Origin of the sequence: Shewanella sp. MMG014 (assembly GCF_018100775.1) — a bacterium.
Lineage (GTDB): Bacteria > Pseudomonadota > Gammaproteobacteria > Enterobacterales > Shewanellaceae > Shewanella > Shewanella japonica.
Genome location: NZ_JAGJDZ010000008.1, coordinates 145,860 through 170,997 on the forward strand (window position 1 = coordinate 145,860; position 25,138 = coordinate 170,997).

Annotated in this window: 15 protein-coding genes; all 15 read left to right on the forward strand. The window is 39.3% G+C overall.

Translation table 11 applies throughout. The features are described 5' to 3' along the window. Positions 1–78: 78 nt before the first annotated feature. The 15 genes from J8L86_RS14080 (at position 79) to xylA (ending at position 25,026) form a co-directional block, all read left to right on the forward strand. Positions 79–372: a YebG family protein gene (locus J8L86_RS14080; protein ID WP_065108251.1), complete on the forward strand. Its 294-nt coding sequence runs from the start codon at positions 79–81 to the stop codon at positions 370–372. 18 nt (positions 373–390) lie between these two features. Then, positions 391–849: a GAF domain-containing protein gene (locus J8L86_RS14085; RefSeq protein WP_211030850.1), complete on the forward strand. Its 459-nt coding sequence runs from the start codon at positions 391–393 to the stop codon at positions 847–849. A 268-nt stretch (positions 850–1,117) separates the two neighbouring features. After that, entirely contained in the window at positions 1,118–1,753 is a 636-nt protein-coding gene (gene proQ, locus J8L86_RS14090) for an RNA chaperone ProQ (RefSeq protein ID WP_055024463.1), read from the forward strand. A gap of 22 nt (positions 1,754–1,775) precedes the next feature. Then, the gene (prc, locus tag J8L86_RS14095) at positions 1,776–3,890 is read left to right on the forward strand and encodes a carboxy terminal-processing peptidase (protein WP_192022583.1); all 2,115 of its coding nucleotides are present in this window, start codon (positions 1,776–1,778) and stop codon (positions 3,888–3,890) included. A gap of 94 nt (positions 3,891–3,984) precedes the next feature. Next, entirely contained in the window at positions 3,985–6,540 is a 2,556-nt protein-coding gene (gene pepN, locus J8L86_RS14100) for an aminopeptidase N (protein WP_211030851.1), read from the forward strand. A 140-nt stretch (positions 6,541–6,680) separates the two neighbouring features. Beyond that, the gene (locus J8L86_RS14105) at positions 6,681–6,896 is read left to right on the forward strand and encodes a DUF2835 family protein (protein WP_065108246.1); all 216 of its coding nucleotides are present in this window, start codon (positions 6,681–6,683) and stop codon (positions 6,894–6,896) included. Between the two features lie 315 nt (positions 6,897–7,211). After that, complete coding sequence (locus J8L86_RS14110) at positions 7,212–9,263, forward strand: DUF1302 domain-containing protein (RefSeq protein ID WP_055024467.1); 2,052 nt, start codon at positions 7,212–7,214, stop codon at positions 9,261–9,263. Positions 9,264–9,276: 13 nt separating this feature from the next. Then, complete coding sequence (locus J8L86_RS14115) at positions 9,277–10,641, forward strand: DUF1329 domain-containing protein (protein ID WP_211030852.1); 1,365 nt, start codon at positions 9,277–9,279, stop codon at positions 10,639–10,641. A 48-nt stretch (positions 10,642–10,689) separates the two neighbouring features. Continuing rightward, the gene (locus J8L86_RS14120; protein WP_211030853.1) at positions 10,690–11,700 is read left to right on the forward strand and encodes a YCF48-related protein; all 1,011 of its coding nucleotides are present in this window, start codon (positions 10,690–10,692) and stop codon (positions 11,698–11,700) included. A 132-nt stretch (positions 11,701–11,832) separates the two neighbouring features. After that, entirely contained in the window at positions 11,833–14,187 is a 2,355-nt protein-coding gene (locus tag J8L86_RS14125) for an MMPL family transporter (RefSeq protein WP_211030854.1), read from the forward strand. Positions 14,188–14,455: 268 nt separating this feature from the next. Then, entirely contained in the window at positions 14,456–19,300 is a 4,845-nt protein-coding gene (locus J8L86_RS14130; RefSeq protein ID WP_211030855.1) for an NAD-glutamate dehydrogenase, read from the forward strand. 65 nt (positions 19,301–19,365) lie between these two features. Beyond that, positions 19,366–20,388, forward strand: a complete 1,023-nt coding sequence (gene pyrD / locus J8L86_RS14135) for a quinone-dependent dihydroorotate dehydrogenase (protein WP_055024472.1) — start codon at positions 19,366–19,368, stop codon at positions 20,386–20,388. Positions 20,389–20,575: 187 nt separating this feature from the next. Beyond that, positions 20,576–21,109, forward strand: a complete 534-nt coding sequence (locus tag J8L86_RS14140) for a cell division protein ZapC (RefSeq protein WP_065108241.1) — start codon at positions 20,576–20,578, stop codon at positions 21,107–21,109. Between the two features lie 1,073 nt (positions 21,110–22,182). After that, entirely contained in the window at positions 22,183–23,637 is a 1,455-nt protein-coding gene (gene xylB, locus J8L86_RS14145) for a xylulokinase (protein ID WP_211030856.1), read from the forward strand. A gap of 72 nt (positions 23,638–23,709) precedes the next feature. After that, complete coding sequence (xylA, locus tag J8L86_RS14150) at positions 23,710–25,026, forward strand: xylose isomerase (RefSeq protein WP_211030857.1); 1,317 nt, start codon at positions 23,710–23,712, stop codon at positions 25,024–25,026. Positions 25,027–25,138: the final 112 nt, after the last annotated feature.

Here is a 25,138-nt window from a genome sequence, read left to right on the forward strand (position 1 = left end):
AATAATCAGAATACTTGCATCAGAAGTTAGTTCTATGACACTCTATGCACTGTATATAAAAACAGTAAGAGGTTAATCATGGCGGTAATTACAAAGTTTGTCGTGGTAAGAGAAGGGGTGGAAAAGATGACATTTACATCTAAAAAGGAAGCCGATGCCTATGACAAAATGCTCGACATTGCTGATAACTTAGTTCCTTTTATTACTAGCGCTGAACTCGAAATTGACGAGAATAGTGTGGAGAAGCTTGCTTTTTACTTAGCTTCTAATAAAGATGAGCTAGCTAATTTATTAAAAGGCGTAGTAAAACCTAAGCCAGCTGCCAATAAAGCAGCCACAAAAAAAACTAATAAAAAAGCGCCAACAGAATAAAATATTTTAGGAAGTACAATGAAAGCTGAGTTTTATGACACATTGAACCGTCAAGTATTAGCATTAATGGAAGGCGAAGATGATCTGATTGCTGGCATGGCAAACTTTTCGGCGTTGTTAAATGATAATTTAGACAATATAAATTGGGTTGGCTTTTACATTAAAAAAGCAGACCAATTAGTCTTAGGCCCGTTTCAAGGTAAAGTTGCCTGTACTCGTATTGTGATAGGCAAAGGAGTTTGTGGGACAGCTGCGGCACTAAATCAGACTCAACTTGTTGAAGATGTACACCAGTTTGAAGGGCATATTGCTTGTGATGCAGCCAGTAATTCAGAAATCGTTGTGCCGGTTCATAACGGAAATGATGTGGTTGCCGTGCTCGATATTGACAGTCCATTGTTGAATCGTTTTGATACAGACGATCAAAAAGGTCTCGAAATCTTAGTAAAAAGCTTCGAATCTTGCTTATTTGCTTAATTTGCGAACAAATAATCTAAATTGCAGGTCGCAATCGCTGTGATGCGCTTTATAATACTGAGCTGCACGCATTAACTACTGGAAAATTTATTTACTGTAAAATTGCAGCTAACTAAGTTAATTTGTTAAGGCATGTTTCAATTGCTTTAGCAATCATGTAGGAAGTGCTAATTTGAACGTTAAGCAAGACTCTGTTTAACGAAAGACAAACGACTGTACTAGCCAAGAAAGCTATTAACCAGTCCCCTTATATAACGTGGAAGTAAAAATGGAATCAACAGACAAGTTGACCGACACCAACGCAGTTTTAGCGTATTTATATGAAACTTTTCCTTTATGCTTTATTGCAGAAGGTGAAACTAAGCCATTAAAAATTGGTTTGTTTCAAGATTTAGCTGAAAGGTTGGCTGATGATTCTAAAGTAAGTAAGACACAATTACGTGTTGCACTTAGACGTTATACAAGTAGCTGGCGCTACCTTAAAGGCGTTAAAGCTGGCGTACAGCGTATCGACTTAGATGGCCAAGATTGTGGTGAGCTTGAGCAAGAGCATATTGATCATGCTCAGCAAACCCTAAAAGAAGGCCAAGAGAAAGCAAAGGCGAAACGCCAAGCACAAGCTGCAAAAGCAAATCCAAAGAAGCCTGCTAGAAAAGCACCTTCAGCAAAAACTGCTCCAGTTAAGAAAGACCGTCCAGCAAAAGCGAAAAAGCCTGCTGAACCAAAAGTTAATTATGTGCCAGCAAAATTTGACGAGCTTAAACAAAAACAACGTGTTAGTGTGAAGTTAGGGCAAAACCCAGTTGCCGGCGTTATCACTGATATCAAGAAAGAAGATGTCCATGTACAGCTTGATTCTGGTTTAGTCGTTAAAGTACGTGCCGAGCATATTTTATTATCGTGATCATTTAAGGAGTAACTTGTTGATGCGAAAACTCACTTTGGCTGCGTCGATTGCCACTTTATTTGTCGGTTTTTCGGCTTGGGCAATTTCACCCACTATTCAAATCAACGAGTTACCCAAACTTGAGCAAGAGCCTCAACATAAGGTTGCGAGTAAAAGAGTAACGAATTTATTTACCCGTTCTCATTACCATCGCTTTGAACTTGATGATGCTTTTTCTAAGCTCATTTATGACCGTTATCTGCAACAGTTAGATTTCAGACGTAATGTGCTTACCCAAGCTGATGTAGATAGCTTCAAGCAGTATCAAACTCAGTTTGACGATATGGTCAAAACGGGCAATATCGCTCCTGCCTTTGATATGTTCTCTTTATTGCAAAAACGTCGCTATGAACGTTTTGCCTATGCGTTAACTTTACTTGATAAAGAATTCGACTTTACCGAAGCTGGTGATGCTTATGAGTTCGATCGTGAAGAAGCTGCTTGGCCAAAAGATGAAGCTGAACTTAATGAGCTTTGGCGTCAGCGTGTTAAATACGATGCATTGAATCTTAAACTTGCTGGTAAAGACTGGGAAGAAACAGTCGAAGTACTCGGTAAGCGTTATAACAATGCTATCAAGCGTCTGAGCCAAACTCACAGTGAAGATGTTTTCCAAGGTGTGATGAACGCCTTTGCGCGTACAGTAGAACCTCATACAAGTTATTTATCTCCTCGTAATGCTGAACGTTTCCAAATGGAAATGAACCTAAGCCTCGAAGGCATTGGTGCTGTATTACAGATGGATGACGATTACACTGTCATTAAAAGTCTTGTTGCTGGTGGCCCTGCGGCTAGTAGTGAAAAACTATCACCTGAAGATAAAATCATTGGTGTAGGCCAAAAAGACGGTGAAATTGTTGATGTTATCGGCTGGCGATTAGATGATGTAGTTGAATTAATCAAAGGGCCAAAAGGCAGTGAGGTTAATTTACAAATACTACCTAAAAAAGGTGGCGCTAATGCGAAAACTTTCGAAGTAACTATCATTCGAGATAAAATTCGCTTAGAAGACCGAGCTGCAACATCTAAAGTTGTTGAACCAACAGAAGGTGAGTATGCCAACCGTAAGGTCGGGGTTATTCAAATTCCTGGTTTCTACATGAACTTATCTGTAGATGTAGAAAAAGAAATTGCCAAACTGAAAGAAGATAATGTAGAAGGCATTATCATCGATTTACGTGGCAATGGCGGCGGTGCGTTAACCGAGGCTACTTTGCTTACCGGACTATTCATCGATATGGGCCCAGTGGTTCAAATTCGTGATGCCAATGGCCGCGTAACTCAAAATCGTGATAACGACGGTAAGAGTGCTTATAACGGTCCACTAACAGTAATGGTCGATCGCTATAGCGCTTCAGCTTCAGAAATTTTTGCTGCAGCACTGCAAGATTACGACCGTGCACTCATTGTTGGTGAAGCAAGTTTTGGTAAAGGTACTGTGCAACAACACAAGAGCCTTGGCCGCATTTACGACATGTATGAAAAACCAATTGGTCATGTTCAATACACTATCGCAAAGTTCTATCGTATTAATGGTGGCAGTACTCAGCTTAAAGGTGTAACACCTGACATTAAATTCCCAAGTGCCTTAGAGCCGGGCGAATATGGTGAATCTGAAGAGAAAAACGCCTTACCTTGGGATAAAGTGCCAGTTGCGCAATACGGAACACTTGGCAATATCTATCCTGAGCTGATTACCAAGCTTGATACTAAGCATCAGCAACGTATTAAAACGGATGTCGAATTTGGTTATATTTTTGATGATATAGCAGAATTTAAAAAGCATCATAACGATAAGACGATTTCATTAGTTGAAAGTGAGCGTATTGCATCACGTGAAGAAGACGAAAAACGTATTCTTGATCGTACCAATGAACGCCGCGTTAAGAATGGACTAGAGCCTCTTGCGTCTTTAGATGATGAAGATGAAGAATCTACTGAGACTGAAACAACTGAAGTTGCAGAAAGCGAAGCTGCTGAAAGTGAAACAGATGCGTCAGATGAAGATGAATTAGAAGTGCCAGATGCGTTCTTAGAAGAAACAGCATTAATCACTTTAGATATGGTTGATGCTAAAAAACTAGCTGCGAAGTAATCATTATTTCGCCAGAAAAAAACGCGCTTTAAGCGCGTTTTTTATTAAGTAAAATTTATCGCATAATTTGCTAAGTGTTATTCAAGGATTATTTATGACTCAAGCTCAAGCAAAACACCTAAAAGATTACCAAGCACCCGCTTATACCATTAGCCATATTGATTTAAATTTCGATTTAAAGGGCAATGAAACCACAGTTGTAGCCACCAGTAAGGTGCAACGTGTTGGTCAACATACCGAAAATTTAATCTTGGTTGGTGAGCAAATAAATTTACAGTCTGTTTTGATAAACGGTGACAAAGCTCAATATCAAGAAGCAAATAACGAATTAGTGATTCAAACGAGCCTTGATGACTTTGAATTAACCCTAGTGACCTTACAAGATCCTGAGGCTAATTCTAGCCTAGAGGGCTTGTATATGTCTGATGGCGCATACTGTACCCAGTGTGAAGCCGAAGGCTTCAGAAGAATTACTTATTTCTTAGACCGTCCAGATGTCCTTGCTATTTATACTGTGAGAGTTGAAGCGGACAAAACTGCATTTCCTTTCTTGTTAAGTAACGGCAACCTTGTCGAGAAGGGGGAAACAACCGCAGGCCGTCATTATGTCCGCTGGGAAGATCCATTTCCAAAACCAAGCTACCTTTTTGCGCTAGTTGCGGGTGATTTTGACTTATTAGAAGATAAGTTTGTTACTCGTAGCGGCCGCGAAGTCAAGTTACAGGTGTTTGTCGATAAAGGTAATTTACACAAAGCTAATCATGCAATGGTATCACTGCAAAAGTCGATGGCATGGGATGAAAGCCGTTTTGACTTAGAATATGACTTAGATATCTACATGATTGTTGCTGTTGACTTTTTCAACATGGGCGCCATGGAAAATAAAGGCTTGAATGTCTTTAACACCAAATACGTATTAGCTGACACTGCAAGCGCTACCGATGAAGATTATCATGGTATCGAGTCTGTCGTGGGTCATGAGTATTTCCATAACTGGACGGGTAACCGTGTCACATGTCGTGATTGGTTCCAACTAAGCTTGAAAGAAGGCTTAACTGTATTTAGAGATCAAGAGTTTAGCTCTGACTTAGGTTCCCGTGCGGTTAATCGTATTCAAGCAATCCGCGTTATGAAAAATCAGCAGTTTGCTGAAGATGCAGGCCCAATGTCGCATCCAATTCGTCCAGAATCAGTCATTGAGATGAATAACTTTTACACCGTGACTGTTTACAACAAAGGTGCTGAAGTCATTCGCATGATGCACACCATTTTAGGTGAGAAAAATTTCCAATTAGGCATGAAGTGTTATTTTGAACGTCACGATGGACAAGCTGTGACTTGCGATGACTTTGTTAACGCTATGGAATCAGCGAGCGGTATCGATTTAGGTTTATTTAGAAATTGGTACAGCCAAGCAGGTACCCCCGTTGTTAGCGTGACAGACAGCTTTGATGCCGATAAAAAGCAATATCAGTTAACAGTTAAACAATCAGTGCAATCACAAGGCGAGAAAGGCAAGTTGTTGCATATACCTTTCAGCGTAGAATTATTAGATGCCGAAGGTCAGTCGATAAATAATCAAGTGTTGGCAGTCAAGCAAGCTGAGCAAACCTTCACCTTTGATGGTATTGAGTCAATGCCAGTGCCTTCATTACTGCAAGATTTTTCAGCGCCAGTGCGTCTAGATTATGAATTTAATGTCGATCAATTAGTGCACTTAACTCGATTTGCAACCAGTGAAGTCGCTCGTTGGGAAGCATCTGTTGGTTTATTCAGCCAAGCGGTTTGGCAAAATGTGGAAAGCCTTTCAGCAAAAGAATCAATGCATCTTGACCCAAGAGTGATTGAAGCGATTCGAGGCGTAATTTTAGATGAGAATATCGATAAAGCGCTAGTTGCTGAAATACTTGCTTTCCCAACAGCTGCGGCGCTTATTGAACAAGTTGATACGGTAAACTTAGATGCTTTACAAGCTGCTAGAGAATTTGTTGTAGATGAGCTTGCTGAAGCTTGCTTAGATGAATTAGTCACGCGTTATCGTTCATTAATTACTGAAGATAACCCTGCAGCACGTGCATTTAAAAACATCTGTTTAGTCTTGTTGTCTCGAGTGTCTTCTGAATATGAAGAGTTAGTGACTGAACAATATAAAGCAGCAGCCAATATGACCGATAGCTTAGCAGCACTTAAAGCCGCTGTTTCTGGTCAATTAAGCTGCAAAGATGCATTAATGCAAGATTTCGAACAAAAATGGTTATCGACTCCGTTAGTGATGGATAAGTGGTTTAGCTTACAAGCATCTCAAAATACACCTGAGGTACTCGAGGTTATCAAATCACTGACCAAGCATGAAAGCTTTAGTTTTAATAACCCAAATCGTGTTCGTTCTTTGATTGGTTTCTTCGTGGCGGCAAACACTTATCAATTCCATGAGGCAAATGGCTCTGGGTATGAGTATTTGACTGATATTTTAATTAAGTTAAATGAGCTGAATCCACAAACGGCAGCAAGAATGATAACGCCACTGATTCAATTCAGTAAGTTTGATCTCGAACGTCAGCAAAAAATGAAACAGTGCTTACTTCGCTTAAAAGACTTACCTAATTTATCAAAAGATTTATTTGAAAAAGTTGAAAAAGCCCTCGCTTAACCCTTAATAAATTACCACTGATAATGTGATGTTATCAGTGGTAATCTTCATATTAATTACTTCAATTACCGAGTGACAATACCTGCCAAATTAATTAGCATTACCTTTCATATCACAGCGCCTAGAGTTTGTTTCTCACCATGCAATTTACTTTTACCATGTATATTAGTTTTGAAGACTTCCTTCCTTATTACCGAGGCTATGTAAAAAATGTTGAGGTGAGGGATGTAAGAGGCAAACTATTACACATTAATGGTAAATATTTCAGACCATTTGTTACCACTTCTGGTATTCAAGGTCAGTTCGTTTTGCAACTGGATGCCTCTGGAAAATTTATTTCTCTAAATAAAATTTAGAGTAAATACTTCAAACGTTCAATTGATTTTAAAAAAGTAAATTAGCTAAGTCTTGTTTCAATTAACTTTATGATTTTATTTGTTATTTATTAACTAATATCATCTAGTAGTCAATTCGTGTGATCTAATTCAAATAAAGTTCAGTTTAATCTCTCAAAAAATCTCCTAACTACACCAATTCGTTAACAAATTTTCTGTTTTTTGAACTTGCTCAATGATGTTAATTGCTGTAACAATGGTGTTGCCTGCAGGCTAACAAAATGTTGGTTCAAATCCTATAACAACGAATCCGGCAGGTTACGGAGAGAAGCAAAAATGAATATTGTTAAAAGACGCTTTAACAAGTCGGCACTCGCTTTGGGGGTGATGTCGGCATTGACTTTAGGGATGAGCAGTAGCGCTAGTGCTGTTTCATTTGATTGGGGTGAAGTACGAGGCACTTTCGACTCGACTTGGACAGTCGGGGCTAGCTGGCGTGTGTCTGAGCGTGATTGGGAAGGGCAAATCGGTAAAGTTAACCAGCCACAATTTGATTGGTCTGGTTATTCTGCTTTTGGTGCGCCTTTTGGCCAAACACCAAAGTACACCACTTCTCAAATCTGGAGCCAACCAGGCTCATATTCAAGTAACAATGACTTAAGTAACCTACTTTATTCTCAAGGTGATACCACCTCAGAAATTTTTAAAGGCTTACACGAGTTATCGTTGGAATACAAAAATTATGGTTTATTTGTTCGTGGAATGTATTTTTACGATCGTAAATTAAACGATGGTGATTATGATTTTAACGATCCTCTTACTGGTAACGAATTTGATCCGTGTGAAGATGACCGCGCATCAGAAGTGCAGTGTAAAGATGTTCGCTTATTAGATGCCTTTGTTTACGCTAACTGGGACTTAAATGATGGCCAAAACCCATTATCTGTTCGTGTTGGTAACCAAGTGGTTTCTTGGGGCGAAAGCACCCTAATTCCTCATGGCATTGGTGTTATTAATGCTGTGGATTTAAACATTTTGAATGCACCAGGTGCAGAGCTTAAAGAAGCGTTCCGTCCACAAGGTATGGTGTGGGCTTCTTTGGGTATTACAGATAATTTATCGGTTGAAGCTTATTACCAATATGACTGGGAGCCAATTTGGGTACCTACACCTGGTTCTAACTTCGCAACCAATGATTTTGCAGGTTTTGGTGGTTATGCCCAAAATGCTCAATTAGGTTTTAATGCCAACCCTGACATTAATATGGAATTTTTAATGTCTGAGTATTCTGCTTTATACGGCGCTGCAGCTGCTGCTAACTTCGACCCAGCTTATGCCGCTTATATGGTGCCATATGCGACTAAGGTTGCATTAGTACAAGATGAAGCCAAGCCAAGTGATGATGGTCAATATGGTATCAAGTTAGGTTATTATGCGCCAAGTTTAGGTGAAACTGAATTTGGTCTGTATTACATGAATTACCATAGCCGCCGTCCTTTAATTAGTGGTACAGCTTCTAACTTTACTTCTGAAGCGGTTGCTCGTGATTATGGTCGTTTAGCTGCAAGTGGCGGTGAAATTGACCGTGAATTGCTGTTAAGCATGGAAACCTTCACTAAAGCGCAAATTGTTTATCCTGAAGATATTCAACTTTATGGTTTCAGCTTTAACACTTTAGTGGGTGATACTTCGGTTGCGGGTGAAATTGCTCACCGTGTTGATGAGCCATTACAAATTGACGACGTAGAGTTATTGTTTGCTGGTATGCCTCAACAATTGGCTGAAGCGGGTCTTCGACCTGACTTAGATGGTATCTCACAAATTGAAGGTGTTAAACCTGGTGAGTCCATTGATGGTTTCATTTTATCTGATACAACTCAAGCACAGGCAACATTTACTCATTTATTCGGACCGACATTAGGTACGGATAACCTGACGATGCTTGCTGAGATTGGTGGTGTATGGATCCATGACATGCCTGGCTTTGATGAGCTTCGTTTAAATGGTCCTGGTACCGCTCGTTCTGGTGGTAATCCTGATATGCCAGGTATTATCGAAGCTCTGCACGATGGTCCTGAAACCAATCCATTCCCAACTGATTTTGCTTGGGGTTATCGCTTAGTGGCTAAAGCCGACTACAATAATATCTTCGCAGGTGTAAATATGTCACCACGTGTGATTTTCTCACATGATGTTGACGGTATTACACCCGATCCAATGTTCTTATTTACTGAAGGTCGTAAGTCTGTCGCTGTCGGTGTTAACTTTGATTACCGCAGTCGTTGGGGCGCTGATATTTCTTACAACAGCTTCTTTGGTGGTGTAGGAACAACTAATGCAATGACTGACCGAGATTATGTCTCGTTTAACGTCAAGTATTCTATCTAGAAGGACAATAATAATGAAGAAACTGACGATATTATCGGCTGCAGTAATCATGGCGTTTAGCGCTCCTGCAGCGATGGCGAAAGTATCTGAAGCTGAAGCAGCGAAATTGGGTAACGAGCTTACTCCAGTAGGTGCTGTTAAAGCAGGTAATGCTGATGGTTCTATCCCTGCTTGGGATAACGGCATTACATCTCCAGTTGCTGGATATGAAAAAGGAATGCATCATCCAGATCCTTTTCCTTCAGATAAAATTTTATTCACCATTACTAATGCAAATAAAGCGCAATATGCTGAATTTTTAACGCCGGGCCAAAACAAGCTTTTTGAACTGTATCCAGATACATACAAAATGAATGTTTACGAGACTCGCCGTACTGCCTCGCTGCCTCAGTATGTTTATGATGCAACTAAGGCTAATGCAATAAATGCTGAACTTGTAGCAAATGGTAATGGTGTAAGTGGTGCGTCGATCAGTGTACCTTTTCCAATTCCAAATAACGGGTTAGAGGTCATTTGGAACCATATTCTTCGCTATCGTGGTGTTGATATTAAAACTGCACGTAGCCAAGCGGCTCCAACAGCAAGTGGTTCGTACACATTAATTGAAACTGCTGAAGAAATTCGTTTCAGTTACAGTCGTCCAGAAGTGACGTTAGATCAATTAAAAGAGTCGAACACCTTGTTCTTCTTCAAGCAAGTTGTACGTCAACCTGCGCGTCTAGCGGGTACGGCACTACTTGTAAAAGAAACGATGGATCAAGAAGCGCTTCCACGTCAGGCTTGGACCTATAACACTGGACAACGTCGTGTACGTAAAGCACCAAACGTTGCCTTTGATACTCCAGGTACTGTTTCAGATGGTTTAAGAACCACTGATGACTTTGATATGTTTAACGGATCTCCAGTGCGTTATAACTGGGAATTAGTCGGCAAGAAAGAGCTTTATATCCCATATAATGATTACAAGCTTCATTCTGACGCACTTGAATACGATCAAATCTTAACGCCTGGCCATATTAATCCAGAGTTTGCGCGCTGGGAAAAACACCGTGTATGGGAAGTTAAAGCGACCCTTAAAGATGGTATGCGCCATATCTATAAAACACGTGTTTTCTACATCGATGAAGATTCTTGGCAGGTTTCACTAACGGATATGTACGATAACCGTGATGAGTTATACCGTGTAGGTACTGCGCACTCGATTAACTACTATGAAGTTCCGACCCATTGGAGCACGTTAGAAATCTTCCATGATTTACAATCTCGTCGTTACTTAGCGATGGGGTTAGACAACGAAGGGCGCATGTACGATTTTGATGCAAACCTTTCTGAAGCTAACTTCACGCCTGATGCGCTTCGCCGTGCAGGTATTCGTTAAGACCAAATAGGGGCGCAATGCGCCCCTACAATTTCTAAGGAAGTTTGTATGTCGTTCCGCACACTTCGCAATGTTGTCGCTTTTAGTGCCAGTTGTTTTTTAGCTCAAGCGCCAGTCCATGCTCAATTCGATCCACTTTCTGTTCAGCTCCAACCTTTAGCGCAATCTTCTCTTGTTCTTGATTTAGCCAAAGCAGGTAACAGCCTTGTTGCCGTGGGAGAAAGAGGACATGTGCTTGTTAAGCAAGATAATCAATGGCAACAAGTTGCTACGCCAGTCATCTCACAATTAACTAAAGTGTTTTTCCTTGATGATAAAAAGGGATGGGCAGTTGGCCATGATGCCACCATTATTCACACCGAAGATGGCGGGTTGACTTGGCAAGTACAGTTTCAGTCTATCGAAGTAGAAAAGCCATTACTTGATATTTTATTCTTCAATGAAAATGAAGGCATCGCAGTGGGTGCTTATGGTTTGTTTTATCGCACAACCGATGGTGGTAAGCAATGGCAGGAAGAGTTTCATGAAGAGCTACTATTTCCGGAAGATGTTTCCTATTTAGCAGATTTAAAAGCAGAAGATGAAGCATTGTATTTATCAGAGCGAGCTGCATTATTACCGCATTTTAACCGTGTTATTCAATTAAGTGATACTCAACTGCTCATGGTTGGTGAACTTGGGTTAGTAGCAACTTCAAATAATAATGGCCAAACATTTGAGACCAAAGATTTTTATTATGAGGGGTCTATGTTTAATGCTATTGAAACAAACGATGCTATTTATGTCATGGGGCTTCGTGGTCACGTGTTTAAAACTGATAAACAATTTACTCAGTGGAATGAAATCGCACTGCCTGTTAAGTCATCCATTAATAATGCCTATATTAAAGATAACTTAGTCTATTTAGTGGGTAACGCTGGGGTGGTGATTGAGCTTGATTCTAACGATGCCGCTAACATTGTCACTCGAAGACAAGGCGAAAACATTGTAGCAATCGAAAGTGACGCTAAAGGTGAACTTTGGTTTGCAGGTTCTAAAGGGTTATTTCAGCTTAAATAGATAATTTAGGCTAAGTTTAATCGAGTTATTCAAGATAAGTTCTAGGCTTTGACATTGAAATTCATTTTAGACTGATATTTGATTTACGTTAGATAAACATAAAAATAAAACAACAATAATAGGGCCGATAAGATGTTAGAAAAACTGGTCAATGGATTTGAAACCCATCTTTTCAGAAACCGTATGTGGGTGATTTTGTCATTCATACTCATTACAATTTTTTTGGGTTACCAAGCTAGCCAATTAAAAATGGATGCGGCGTTCAGCAAAAATATTCCGCTGAATCATGAGTACATGAAAACGTATACCAAACATCAAAAAGATTTTGGTGGGGCGAATAGAATTATGGTGTCTGTTGAAGATACCAGTGGCAATATTTTTAACCCTGAATACTTCGAAACACTTAAAAACGTTCACGATCAATTATTTTTCATTCCTGGAGTTGAACGTTCTCAAGTTAAATCACTTTATTCGCCATCAACTCGCTTTACTGAAGTCGTTGAAGACGGTTTTGCTGGCGGCCCTGTCATTCCAGCAGACTTTCGTAATGATGAATACGGCTTAAATGTAGTCCGCGATAACGTTGAAAAGGCAGGGATTGTTGGACGTTTAGTATCAAATGACTACTCATCAGCCATGTTAACGGCTCAGTTGATGGATTTTGTGGCCAAAACTGACGAAGAAATGGCAGAGTCTGAAGGCGCAGAAAAAGATATTACCACCAAACCATTGAATACCATTCAATTTGCTAAGCAACTTGAAGAAGAGCTACGGGGTAAATACGAAACTGATACGATAAAAATTCATATTATTGGTTTTGCTAAAATGGCTGGTGATGTCGCTGAAGGTGCAAAAGGCGTTTTACTTTTCTTCTTGATTGCGATTTTAATCACCGCCGTCATGGTTTACCTTTTTTCTAAATCATTAATGTTAACTTTATTACCTTTGATTTGTAGCTTGGTTGCGGTTTGCTGGCAATTGGGATTATTAACGGTAGTGGGTTTCGGTCTTGACCCTATGTCAATTCTTGTCCCTTTCTTGGTATTTGCTATTGGTGTAAGTCATGGCGTACAAATGATTAATGCTGTTAGACGTCGTGTTATTGATGGTCAAAATACAAAAGCCGCTTCAGCGTCAGCTTTTCGTAGTTTATTAGTTCCAGGTGGCGTCGCATTACTGTCTGACACAGTGGGCTTTTTAACCTTATTAGCTATCGATATCGGCATTATCCGTGAGCTTGCTATTTCAGCATCCTTAGGAGTTGCGGTTATCATTTTAACCAATCTCATTTTATTGCCTCTGGTCATTTCATACACCACGATAAAGCCAGAAAAAGAAGACCCAGTTAAAAAAGCAAAAATTGAAGGTTTGTGGAAGTCGCTATCACGCTTTGCAACGCCAAAATATGCCAGTGTAGTATTAGTCTGTACGGCACTGCTTTATGCCTTTGGTTTTCAGCAAGCCAGCAATATGAAAATTGGTGACTTACAAGGCGGAGCGCCAGCATTGCACCTTGATTCGCGTTATAACCAAGATACTTTCCATATTACCGATAATTACTCAATTACTACCGATTACATGACGGTAATTGTTGAGGCGACACCTGAAGCGTGTACTTATCATTCGATTCTTAATGAGATAGACCAATTTGAATGGATGGTTGGTAATACGCCAGGTGTTGAGTCAACAGCAAGTCTTGCATCGGTGTCTAAGCAGGTGAATGCTGGCTTTAATGAAGGTAATCCTAAATGGCAAGTGCTTCCACGTACTACAGCAAGTTTGGTTCAAGCTGTAGGGCGAGTGCCTACTACATCTGGTTTGCTTAATGGTAACTGTTCAGTTATGCCAGTGTTTCTTTTCTTAAAAGATCATAAAGCAGAAACGATTGAAGTTGTCACTGCAAAAGTTAAACAAGTTGCTGCGCAACTAAACACTGATACCTTGCAATTTAAACTGGCATCAGGACCTGTAGGAGTAATGGCAGCCACCAATGAAGCTGTCAGTGAAGCGCAATTACCTATGATGATTTATGTGTATGGCGCTGTATTTGTTCTTTGTTTGATAAGTTTCCGTTCAATCAAAGCCACCGTAGCAGTCATCGTGCCTTTGTATGTCGTGTCGACTTTAGCTCAAGCATTAATGACTTGGTTAGATATTGGTCTTGCAGTGAGTACGTTACCTGTTATTGCGTTAGGTGTCGGGATTGGTGTTGATTATGGTATTTATATTTTATCGACCATGTCCGGCAAATTAACCCAAGGAATGGCAGTTCAACAAGCGTATTTCGAAGCACTTGTTGAACGAGGTAGTGCGGTTATCTTTACTGGCTTAACATTAGCCATCGGTGTAAGTACTTGGTTCTTCTCGGCACTTAAGTTCCAAATGGACATGGGTATTTTGTTAACTTTCATGTTTTTAGTGAATATGTTGGGGGCGATAATTATTTTACCTGCATTATCAGCAGTATTTTGGCGCAAACCCAAGTAGGTAAACGGTTTAGAATTATAAAGAGGAGCTTAGCTCCTCTTTTTTTTTTGCATACTTACTCTATCTAAACGCTTGATTGGTCAAATAGTGACTATAATTGCTGTGTTAACAAGGATTTTAGAGGATCTACCACTAAAATAGTGCTCGAAATAGCATTAAATTAGTAATAAACTTTGCTCCAGATCTCAGTTCTAAAACTGAATCAACAAGCCGAAGCATCCAATATAATGATAAAAGCGCTGCCATAAACGCTTAAGGAAACTGCAACATGGCCTTTAAAGATGCAATGCCTTCAGTACTACTAGAAAATGTAGTCAATTTAATTCATAAAAAAATCCCTAATTCTCAAGCTAAACAAGTTGAGCAATTTGCCAATTGTATATATGCACATATGTCTAAAGACGACTTAAATGCTCGTAATGACAGCGACCTTTATGGTGCAGTATTAAGCCTTTGGAATGCGCTAAACAAATCAGCTAAAACCAACAGCCACATCCGTGTGTTTAACCCAAGTCAGTCAAAACATGGCTGGCAGTCTACCCATAGTATTATTGAAATTATTCAACCTGATATGCCATTTTTGGTTGATTCAGTGACTATGGCATTAAACCGCATGGGCATTACGGCGCATATGGTGTTACATACACCACTTGCTTTACAACGTGATGAGGAATTGGTTAAAGAAGTGTCATTTATTAAAGATGCGCCAGAAGCAACTGAAAATGTTGCGGTATTTTTAATTGAAATTGACCGTCAAAGCAGTGAAAAAGATATTAAAGCCATTGGTAAAGAACTTGAGTCAGTTTTTGCCGATGTCGTGTCATCTGTTGATGATTGGCAACAGATGTCTGACAAATTATCAGAAACCATTAAAAAGTTACCTAAGCAGCCATTTCCTGGTGAAAAAGCCGAAATGGAAGAAGCGACTAACTTTTTGACCTACTTGAATAATCATCATTTCACACTGCTAGGTTATCGTTATTATGAGCTTAAGCGAGTAGAAGGTGATGTTGAGCTTGTTCCAGATTTAGAATCAAGCCTTGGTTTGATGGGACGTTCAAGCAATCAACATAGTGACCGTGGCTTATTACTGTCAACGTTCTCAGCATCTGCCCGTAAAGAAGCATTAGATTCTAGCTTACTCGTATTAACGAAAAGCTCGACTAAAAGTCGTGTTCACCGCCCAGCATATGTCGATTATGTCGGGATTAAACGCTTTGATAAAGCCGGAAACGTGATTGGTGAAGATCGCTTCTTAGGTTTATATGCATCTAACTTATATAACCGCAGCCCTCGCGAAATTCCTTTGCTTGCGGGTAAAGTTGAGCGTGTTATGGAGCAATCAGGTTTAGCGCCTCGCTCCCATGACTATAAAGCCTTGATGAATATCCTTGAGAACTTACCACGTGATGAGCTAATACAAGCTAAAGAAAATCAACTCGCTGATATAGCTCGTGGTGTTCTGGAAATGCAAGATCGTGACAAATTAAAATTATTTGTCCGTAAAGATGGCTTTGGTCGTTTCTTATCTTGTTTAGTGTATGTGTCAAAAGACCGCTACAACACTAAGTTACGTCAAGATACACAACGTATTTTAGCTCAGCATTTTAACAGTAGTGAAGATGTTGAATTTACTACTTACTTTTCTGAATCAACTTTAGCGCGTACGCATTACATCATCAAAGTTGATAATAATAATATGGATGTCGATGTGGCAGCTATTGAGAAAAACCTAATTGAAGCTGCTCGCTCTTGGGAAGATAAATTACACAGTTCTTTAAATAATGCCTTAGGTGAACAGTCTGGTACTGGATTAACCAAGCGTTACTTAAATGCATTTTCACCAAGCTATAAAGAAGATGTTCTACCAAGTTCAGCTGTGGTTGATATTCAACACCTTGAAGCATTAAATGATGAACATAAGTTAGGAATGTTGTTCTATCAGCCTCAAGAAACGGCATTAAATGACAATAAAGTTAGGTTAAAACTGTTCCATAAAGATGAGCCAATTCATCTTTCTGATGTGTTACCTATGCTTGAAAACTTCGGTTTGCGTGTGATTAACGAGCGCCCATATGAAGTGAAAACAGCTGATGGTCATACATACTGGATTTTAGATTTCTTAATGACAGTTCAAGGTGCTGCAGTCGATAATTTGGCAGACAGTCAAGATCGCTTCCAAAATGCATTATCTCAAGTTTGGGATAAAGAGCTGGAAGACGATGGATTTAACCGCATGATTTTAGCGACTAGCTTAACCGGTCGCGAAGTGTCTATTTTACGTGCATATGCAAAATATATGCGCCAAATTGATGCGACTTTCAGTCAGTCTTACATTGAAGAAACATTCAATCGTTACCCACAAATTGCTGATTTGTTGGTTAAAATGTTTATTCGTAAATTCAATCCTAAGCTTAAAACTCGTACCTTGAGCAAGTTCCTAGAGCAAGTTGATTTACGTCTTGAAGATGTTTCAAGTTTGGATGACGATCGTATTATTCGTCGTTATTTAGATTTAATTAATGCCACATTGCGTACTAACTTCTATCAAACTTTAGAAACAGGTATCAATAAGCCTTATATCTCGTTTAAGTTTTCGCCAGAAGATATCCCAGAGATGCCACGCCCATTACCAAAGTTTGAAATCTTTGTGTATTCGCCGCGTGTTGAAGGTGTTCATTTACGTGGAGGTAAAGTCGCACGTGGTGGATTACGTTGGTCTGATAGACGAGAAGATTTCCGTACCGAAGTACTCGGCCTTGTAAAAGCACAACAAGTTAAAAACACCGTCATTGTGCCAGTGGGAGCTAAAGGTGGTTTTGTTTGTAAACAACTCCCTACTGATGGGGGACGTGAAGCCTTCTTTAATGAAGGTCAAGCATGTTACCGTCTATTTATTCGTGGCTTACTCGATATAAGCGATAACATTATCGAAGGTAATGTCGTGCCACCAAAAGATGTTGTTCGTCACGATGAAGATGATGCTTACCTTGTTGTTGCAGCAGATAAAGGCACAGCGACTTTCTCTGACATTGCTAATGAAATTGCTATCGAATACGATTTCTGGCTTGGTGATGCCTTTGCATCGGGTGGTAGTAATGGTTATGACCATAAAAAAATGGGCATTACTGCAAAAGGGGCATGGGAGTCGGTTAAACGTCACTTCCGTGAAGAAGGCATTGACTGTCAAACCACAGACTTTACCTGCTTAGCGGTTGGCGACATGGCGGGCGACGTATTTGGTAACGGTATGCTGTTATCGCGTCACACTAAATTAGTGGCTGCATTTAACCATATGCATATCTTCGTTGACCCAAATCCGGATGTGGAGAAAAGTTATCTTGAGCGTGAACGCTTATTTAACTTACCGCGTTCAAGCTGGGAAGATTACAACACCAAGTTAATGTCTAAGGGCAGTGCTATTTTCCAACGTTCAGCCAAATCATTGAAGCTGACTAAAGAAATTAAAGCGATGCTTGAAACTGATTTAGACACCATGACGCCAAATCAATTGATGCAAGCATTACTGAAAATGCGTGTCGATTTAATTTGGAATGGTGGTATCGGAACTTACGTTAAAGCAACTTCAGAAACACATGCTGAAGTTGGTGATCGTGCTAATGATGCTATTCGAGTAAATGGTAATGAACTGAAAGCTAAAATCATTGGTGAAGGCGGTAACTTAGGTGCGACACAATTAGGTCGTATTGAATTTGCAGCCAATGGCGGCCGAGTCAATACAGACTTTGTTGATAACGTTGGCGGCGTAGACTGCTCAGATAACGAAGTTAACATTAAGATTTTACTTAATACATTGGTTGCTGACGGCGAACTGACTGTTAAGCAACGTAACCGTTTACTTGAAGACATGACCGATGAAGTTGGTGAAATTGTACTTCAAGATTGTAACGACCAAACTCGTACTATTTCAGTCACTCAGGCCCATGGCATTTCTCAGTTAAAAGAGCACATACGCTATATCCAATATCTTGAAAAAGATGGCAAATTAGATAGAGCGCTTGAATTCTTACCGACTGATGATGAGCTTGCCGAGCGTTTAGCGAATAATCGCCCACTGACTAGACCTGAGTTATCAGTATTGGTGGCTTACGGTAAAATGGTGCTGAAAGAGCAATTAGTGACTGAAGAAATTACCGAAGATACTTTCTTAAGTAAGTTGCTTACGGATTATTTCCCGCAGCAATTACAAGCTAAATATGCTGACAAAATGATTGCACATCCACTGCGTGGTGAAATTATCGCAACATCATTAGCCAATGAATTGGTTAATGACATGGGCTTTAATTTCGTTCAACGCATGCAAGATGAGACAGGTGCCACAGTCGCAGAGGCTGCTATTTGCTATACTATGGCCCGCGAAGTTTTTGGTCTAGCAGAGTTAACTCAGTCAATCACTGAGCTCAATGGCGTCGTATCGGCTGATGTGCAAAGTGAGATGCTACATCAACTACGTCGTAATATGCGTAGAGCCTGTCGTTGGTTTATTCGTCACCGCAATAAAGGTGAGAACATTGAGCAAACAGTGGCATTCTTCAAACCAGTATTTGAAGAGTTAAAAGCCAATGTTGATCAATATATGATTGCTGCAGAAGTGATTGCGATTTCAAGTGAAATAAAATCACTAACAGAGCAAGGTGTACCTGAGTCATTAGCGCAAGTTGTTGCTAAAATGAGTACATTATTCTCAGCGTTAGATATTGCTCAGATTGCTGAACTCGAAGGAAAGACTGTTCAATTAGTAGCAGAAACTTACTTCAGATTGGGCGCGAAAGTTGAATTGCATTGGTTCCTAGAACAAATCAGCAATCAACCAGTATCGAATCATTGGCAAGCTTTAGCACGTGCAGCCTTCAGAGAAGAGCTTGATTGGCAGCAACGAGCATTGAGCTCAACAGTACTTAGGGCATGTACTGATACGTGTAATGCAGACACAATCATTCAGCAGTGGATTGATAATAATGAAAAGTTATTGGAACGTTGGTTCCATCTACTAGCGGACTTTAAAGTGTCTCAAAGCCATGATTTCGCAAAATTCTCGGTGGCGTTACGTGAACTTAATTTATTGATCCTTCATTGCGAAGGCCCAAGATAATTATTTATAATAAGTGAACAAGCCCTGGCAAATAGCCGGGGCTTTTTTTAGGTTTAGGAGAAAGCATGTTTTTTTACAAAGTGGCACAAAAAGTAATGTTTCAAATGGATCCAGAAGTAGCGCATAACATCGCTATTGGAAGTTTAAAAAACACTGGAAACAACCCTTTAAACCTATTTTATAGTCAAAATGTAAGTGCTGCTCCAGTCACATGCATGGGAATTACATTTAATAACCCTGTAGGGCTTGCTGCGGGCTTAGACAAAGATGGCGAATCAATTGATGCATTTCATGCAATGGGCTTCGGTCACGTTGAAGTAGGGACTGTAACACCACGTCCTCAACCTGGTAACGAACAACCACGTTTATTTAGACTTAAACCTGCTAAAGCGATTATCAATCGAATGGGTTTTAACAATAAAGGTGTTGATAACTTAGTTAGAAATTTAATGGCTAAGAAAACTGACATTATTGTGGGTGTTAATATCGGTAAAAATAAAGATACCCCAGTTGATGAAGGTAAAAATGATTACCTAATTTGTATGGAGAAGGTTTATCAGCATTCAGATTATATTGCAGTAAATATTTCTTCACCAAACACACCAGGTTTACGTACTTTACAGTATGGTGAGCTTTTAGATGACTTATTAAGTTCATTAAAAGCAAAGCAAGCTGAATTAGCTGAAAAACATAATAAGTATGTTCCTATTGCGCTTAAAATTGCGCCAGATTTAACAACAGAAGAGATTGAAAAAATTGCTCAGTCTTTATTAAAGAGTAAATTTGATGGTGCTATTGCCACAAACACCACATTAACTCGTGATGCAGTCGTTGGTTTAGATAATGCAAATGAGATGGGTGGGTTAAGCGGTAAGCCATTAACTGATCTTTCAACTAAAGTGATCAAACAATTAGCTGAATTTTTGAACGGTGAGATCCCAATTATTGGCGTCGGTGGAATTAATAGTGCAGAAGATGCATTAGCTAAATTCGATGCAGGATCGCAATTGGTTCAAATATATACAGGCTTTATTTATCAAGGGCCTGGTTTAATTAATGATATTGTTAATGCTTATAAAGCGAAATAAGATCTTAATAGCTTAAAAACCATACTAAGATCTAAATAATAGATCTTAGTGAGTTATAACGATCGCGTTTTTGATCTTTCGATCGTTATAACTTTCTGATCTCTATATCAATTATTTTAAATAACTTTTGATATTGTTGGAAATATAATCTATTATCAGACTGTATTCTTATAATTAGGTACTAAAAATGTTATTAATGCCAAATAAGGACTGGCAGTGGGAATTTAATGAATGCTATAAGCAATTAAGTATTTCATTGGGTCCTGACATGGAGTTCTTAACTCCATATAAAAGTAAATCTCTCATCCCTGATGCGTTAATAACATCAGAATTTAGTGTCGAGCACGCTAAATTCTATATTCACATGCTTGAAACCTTACCTAAAATTGTCAATATGTCTGATGCGGCGATTGTTCAAACTGCATTAAATGCTACCGCCTCACATTTTTTGCTTAAACCACAAATGCCGAAATCATGGTTTTTTGAAATAAGCCAAGAATGTGTTTATTGCGAAGTTGGTAAACTATTTCTGTTAAATGCTAGTGGTAATAACGTACTGGTATTAGTGGTAGAAAATAGTTTGCAAGCAGCTTTAGTTATGGTGCTATCTAAAGAGTGCCCATTAACCGAAACTAAAGTTTTACAGCAATTTGAAACGATTAAAGTGATGCATAATCGATTAAACCCGCTGAAGAAGATTGCACAGGTTGTTGCTGCGTAACGGCTATAGAGTAGGGTAGTTAGTTCAAGTTTATCTCTCAATGAATACATTACATGCATGAAAATCTAGATGCTATAGATTAATTTCTTTTTAGCTAGCTATATTTTACTTATAAATTCATATTCTTTGTTCCATTTTTCGATATCTTCTACTTTATTTAAGCTTTTATTTCCTATCCCACAATCTTGGTTTCAGTTGCAACTCTAGACATATTGATTAATAAAAGCTCAGTATCACCTGATAATTAGTCACTGTATATTGCTGATAAATTGCTCGTTAAGTTAATTATTAAGCTATAGCTTCGATGCGTTTTCATTTGCATTGTTAGTTAGTGAGGCTGCCAGTTAATGAGGTTGATAGTTATAGACAGTGTTACTCATAATTTGGTTTTTAGCTCATGATATATTTCTGATAGCGAATGGTTATTTTGTTTATGAATTATCTTTTAATTGAAAGCCTGTTAAATCGTGAGTAGCTCTTGAGCTGACTGATATGTTGTCATCATTAAAAACTTACAGTCAATTTCGGCGCTAATATTATTACTACGCGTATCCCTTTCCCTCTTCCTTTCACTAAAGCTTTCATTAACAGTTAACACTGGCCTTTAAAATAATTCTATTAACCTTGAATGCTGTTAAACACTCTTATTATCTAAACCCGAATAAAGAACCATTTACATATTTGATGCAAAGCATAGCTCTCTGTTTAAAATACACTTAACTAAATCGAGCCATTATGCAGTGTTTAGCTTTAGTTATTTGTTCTTAAATCTAAAAATGAATAAACAGGGGGAGATATGTCAAGGATGACGAATTGATATTATTTTTGATATTTCTCGCTGTTCTACAATCTCATATTTCATGTCTTTTGCTACGTTTCAGTTTTTAATGACTGCTTACCTCAGTTGGATGTTCTTCAAGTTACTGTTTTTATAAACTATTGCAAAAATTATTTGAAAAAGTAACTTTTTAATTGTGAGCGGTAACATTTTAATGTAATGTTTATGTTACTTTCATTTGGCGAAGTATTGTTCTCCAATGAGCCTTAATTAAGAACTGTTCGAGGAAGAGACTGTGTACTTAGGGATTGATTTAGGAACATCTTGTATAAAGCTAGTATTGGTAACTGAAGGCGGCACTGTTGTAGATACAGCGAGTGTGTCGCTCACCGTTTCTCGTCCACAACCATTATGGTCAGAACAATCTGCTGAGTCTTGGGGTCAGGCAGCGATGACAGCAATGGACAAACTTGCTGCTAATGGTCAACTCGCAGATTTAAAAGCAATTGGACTTTCAGGCCAAATGCATGGCGCAACATTACTTGATAATCATGGTGACGTACTTCGTCCTGCAATGTTATGGAATGATGGTCGAAGTGCAATGCAGTGCTCTAGTATTGAGGAATCAGTGCCTAATGCTCGTCAGCTTACCGGTAACATGATTATGCCAGGTTTTACTGCGCCAAAGTTATTGTGGGTTAAAGAGAACGAGCCTGCGATTTTCGATAAGGTCGCAAAAGTATTATTACCAAAAGATTATGTTCGTTACCTTCTCACTGGTGAATTTGCATCTGATTTATCCGATGCAACAGGCACTGTATGGACTGATGTGGCGAAGCGAGATTGGGATGACAATTTATTGGCTGCTACTGGCCTTTCTCGTGACCACATGCCAACTCTTTATGAAGGGTCTGAAATCACTGGTTACATTAAACCAGAATTAGCCAAACGCTGGGGTATTAAACAAGTGCCAGTTGTTGCTGGTGGTGGCGATAATGCTGCAGGTGCGGTAGGTGTAGGCATTATTAAATCGGGTCAAGCTATGTTGTCTCTTGGGACTTCCGGTGTTTATTTTGCAGTAACTGACGGCTATAAATCAAATCCTGATAGTGCTGTACACAGTTTTTGTCATGCGCTTCCTGGTACATGGCATTTAATGTCTGTGGTATTGAGTGCTGCTTCTTGTTTGAGTTGGTTAGCAAATTTAGTCGGTAATGTCAGTGTACCTGAGTTATTAAATGAATTAGCACAGCAACAATCAGATAATCAATCAGATCTTATTTTCTTACCTTATTTAAGTGGCGAACGCACGCCACACAATAATCCACACGCTAAAGGTGTTTTCTTTGGGCTTACTCATTCAACTGAACGAGCTGACATGACTAAAGCCGTGTTAGAAGGAGTGGGCTATGCATTTGCTGATGGCTGCGATGCATTGCATGCATCGGGCGTAAAGCCTGATGAAGTGTCCTTGATAGGTGGTGGTGCTAAAAGTGAATATTGGCGCATATTATTGGCAAATATTCTTGGCCAAAATCTCGTTTATCGACAAGGCGGCGATGTTGGTCCCGCGCTAGGCGCTGCAAGACTTGCGCAACTCGCGGTAACACCCAATGCCAATATTGAAGATATTTGTCCTGTACCAACATTAGTTGAGTCATATGAACCCAATCAAGCCGAATTTAACCATCACAAAGAGCGTCGTGAAAAATTCAGCCAAATTTATCAAAACCTAAATTCATTATTTTAATGATTAATAATAAGCGTATTGAAAAGTAGTGACTTTTTAAATGCGTATTTACCTTACTGTTTGGAGAGAACTATGAGTGAATTCTTTAGTGGCGTCAGCAAAATAAAATATGAAGGCCCTGAATCAACTAATCCTTTGGCTTTTCGTTATTACGATGAAAATAAAGTCGTATTAGGTAAAACAATGAAAGAGCATCTGCGTTTTGCAGCATGTTACTGGCATAACTTTTGTTGGAATGGTTTTGATATTTTTGGTGCTAATACCTTTGACCGTCCTTGGTTAGAATCTGGCGAACCTTTAGCAATGGCAAAGCAAAAAGCCGATGTCGCATTTGAGTTTTTCCAAAAGCTTGGTGTTCCTTATTACTGTTTTCATGATGTGGACGTTTCTCCTGAAGGTGCCAGCATTCGTGAATATTTGAATAACTTTGCCGAAATGACGGATGTGCTTGCACAAAAGCAAGAAGAGACCGGCATGAAGTTACTTTGGGGTACTGCAAATTTATTCAGTAATAAGCGTTATATGTCAGGTGGCGCGACGAATCCAGACCCTGAAGTGTTTGCTTATGGCGCAACCCAGGTTTGTACTGCTATGAATGCAACACAACGCCTAGGCGGTGAGAACTACGTATTATGGGGTGGTCGTGAAGGTTACGAAACACTATTAAATACTGATTTAAAGCGTGAACGTGAACAGTTTGCTCGATTCCTTACCATGGTTGTTGAGCATAAGCATAAAATTGGATTTAAAGGTGCTCTATTAATCGAACCTAAACCACAAGAGCCGACTAAGCATCAGTATGATTACGATACAGCAACGGTGCATGGCTTCTTATCTCAGTACGGTTTAGAAAAAGAGTTCCAAGTGAACATCGAAGCGAACCACGCAACGCTAGCAGGACATTCATTCCATCACGAAATTGCTAATGCCTTTGCACTCGATGTGTTTGGCTCTATCGACGCTAACCGTGGCGATCCTCAACTGGGTTGGGATACGGATCAGTTCCCAAATAGTGTCGAAGAAATGACATTAATCATGCATGAAATTTTGAAAGGGGGTGGCTTTAAGTCAGGTGGCTTTAACTTTGATACTAAAATTCGCCGTCAAAGTATTGATCCAAATGATTTATTCCACGGCCATATTGGTGGTATGGATACGATTGCTGTGGCATTGCTTAAAGCGGCTGACATGTTTACAGATGCAACCTTAGAGAAAAAGGTTACGCAACGCTATGCAGGTTGGGATGGTGAACTAGGTCAAAACATTTTACATGGTAAGCTAGATTTAGCAGGGTTAAGTGAATTTGCCCAAGCTAAGCAGCTTGACCCTAAACCACAGAGTGGTCAGCAAGAATTATTAGAAAATTATGTTAATCGCATTATTTTTTAATGTTCATACTTTTTGACGTAATCTCATTCTACAAGAAGGTCGCTTGTGAATATTGATTACTTTTTATTGGCTCTTATCAATGCAATGCTTGCTTAATAAGAGTTGCGATAAC

Coding starts and splice junctions, on each gene's coding strand:
- J8L86_RS14080 (WP_065108251.1), top strand. CDS start 79: ATGGCGGTAATTACAAAGTTTGTCGTGGTAAGAGAAGGGGTGGAAAAG.
- J8L86_RS14085 (WP_211030850.1), top strand. CDS start 391: ATGAAAGCTGAGTTTTATGACACATTGAACCGTCAAGTATTAGCATTA.
- proQ (WP_055024463.1), top strand. CDS start 1,118: ATGGAATCAACAGACAAGTTGACCGACACCAACGCAGTTTTAGCGTAT.
- prc (WP_192022583.1), top strand. CDS start 1,776: ATGCGAAAACTCACTTTGGCTGCGTCGATTGCCACTTTATTTGTCGGT.
- pepN (WP_211030851.1), top strand. CDS start 3,985: ATGACTCAAGCTCAAGCAAAACACCTAAAAGATTACCAAGCACCCGCT.
- J8L86_RS14105 (WP_065108246.1), top strand. CDS start 6,681: ATGCAATTTACTTTTACCATGTATATTAGTTTTGAAGACTTCCTTCCT.
- J8L86_RS14110 (WP_055024467.1), top strand. CDS start 7,212: ATGAATATTGTTAAAAGACGCTTTAACAAGTCGGCACTCGCTTTGGGG.
- J8L86_RS14115 (WP_211030852.1), top strand. CDS start 9,277: ATGAAGAAACTGACGATATTATCGGCTGCAGTAATCATGGCGTTTAGC.
- J8L86_RS14120 (WP_211030853.1), top strand. CDS start 10,690: ATGTCGTTCCGCACACTTCGCAATGTTGTCGCTTTTAGTGCCAGTTGT.
- J8L86_RS14125 (WP_211030854.1), top strand. CDS start 11,833: ATGTTAGAAAAACTGGTCAATGGATTTGAAACCCATCTTTTCAGAAAC.
- J8L86_RS14130 (WP_211030855.1), top strand. CDS start 14,456: ATGGCCTTTAAAGATGCAATGCCTTCAGTACTACTAGAAAATGTAGTC.
- pyrD (WP_055024472.1), top strand. CDS start 19,366: ATGTTTTTTTACAAAGTGGCACAAAAAGTAATGTTTCAAATGGATCCA.
- J8L86_RS14140 (WP_065108241.1), top strand. CDS start 20,576: ATGTTATTAATGCCAAATAAGGACTGGCAGTGGGAATTTAATGAATGC.
- xylA (WP_211030857.1), top strand. CDS start 23,710: ATGAGTGAATTCTTTAGTGGCGTCAGCAAAATAAAATATGAAGGCCCT.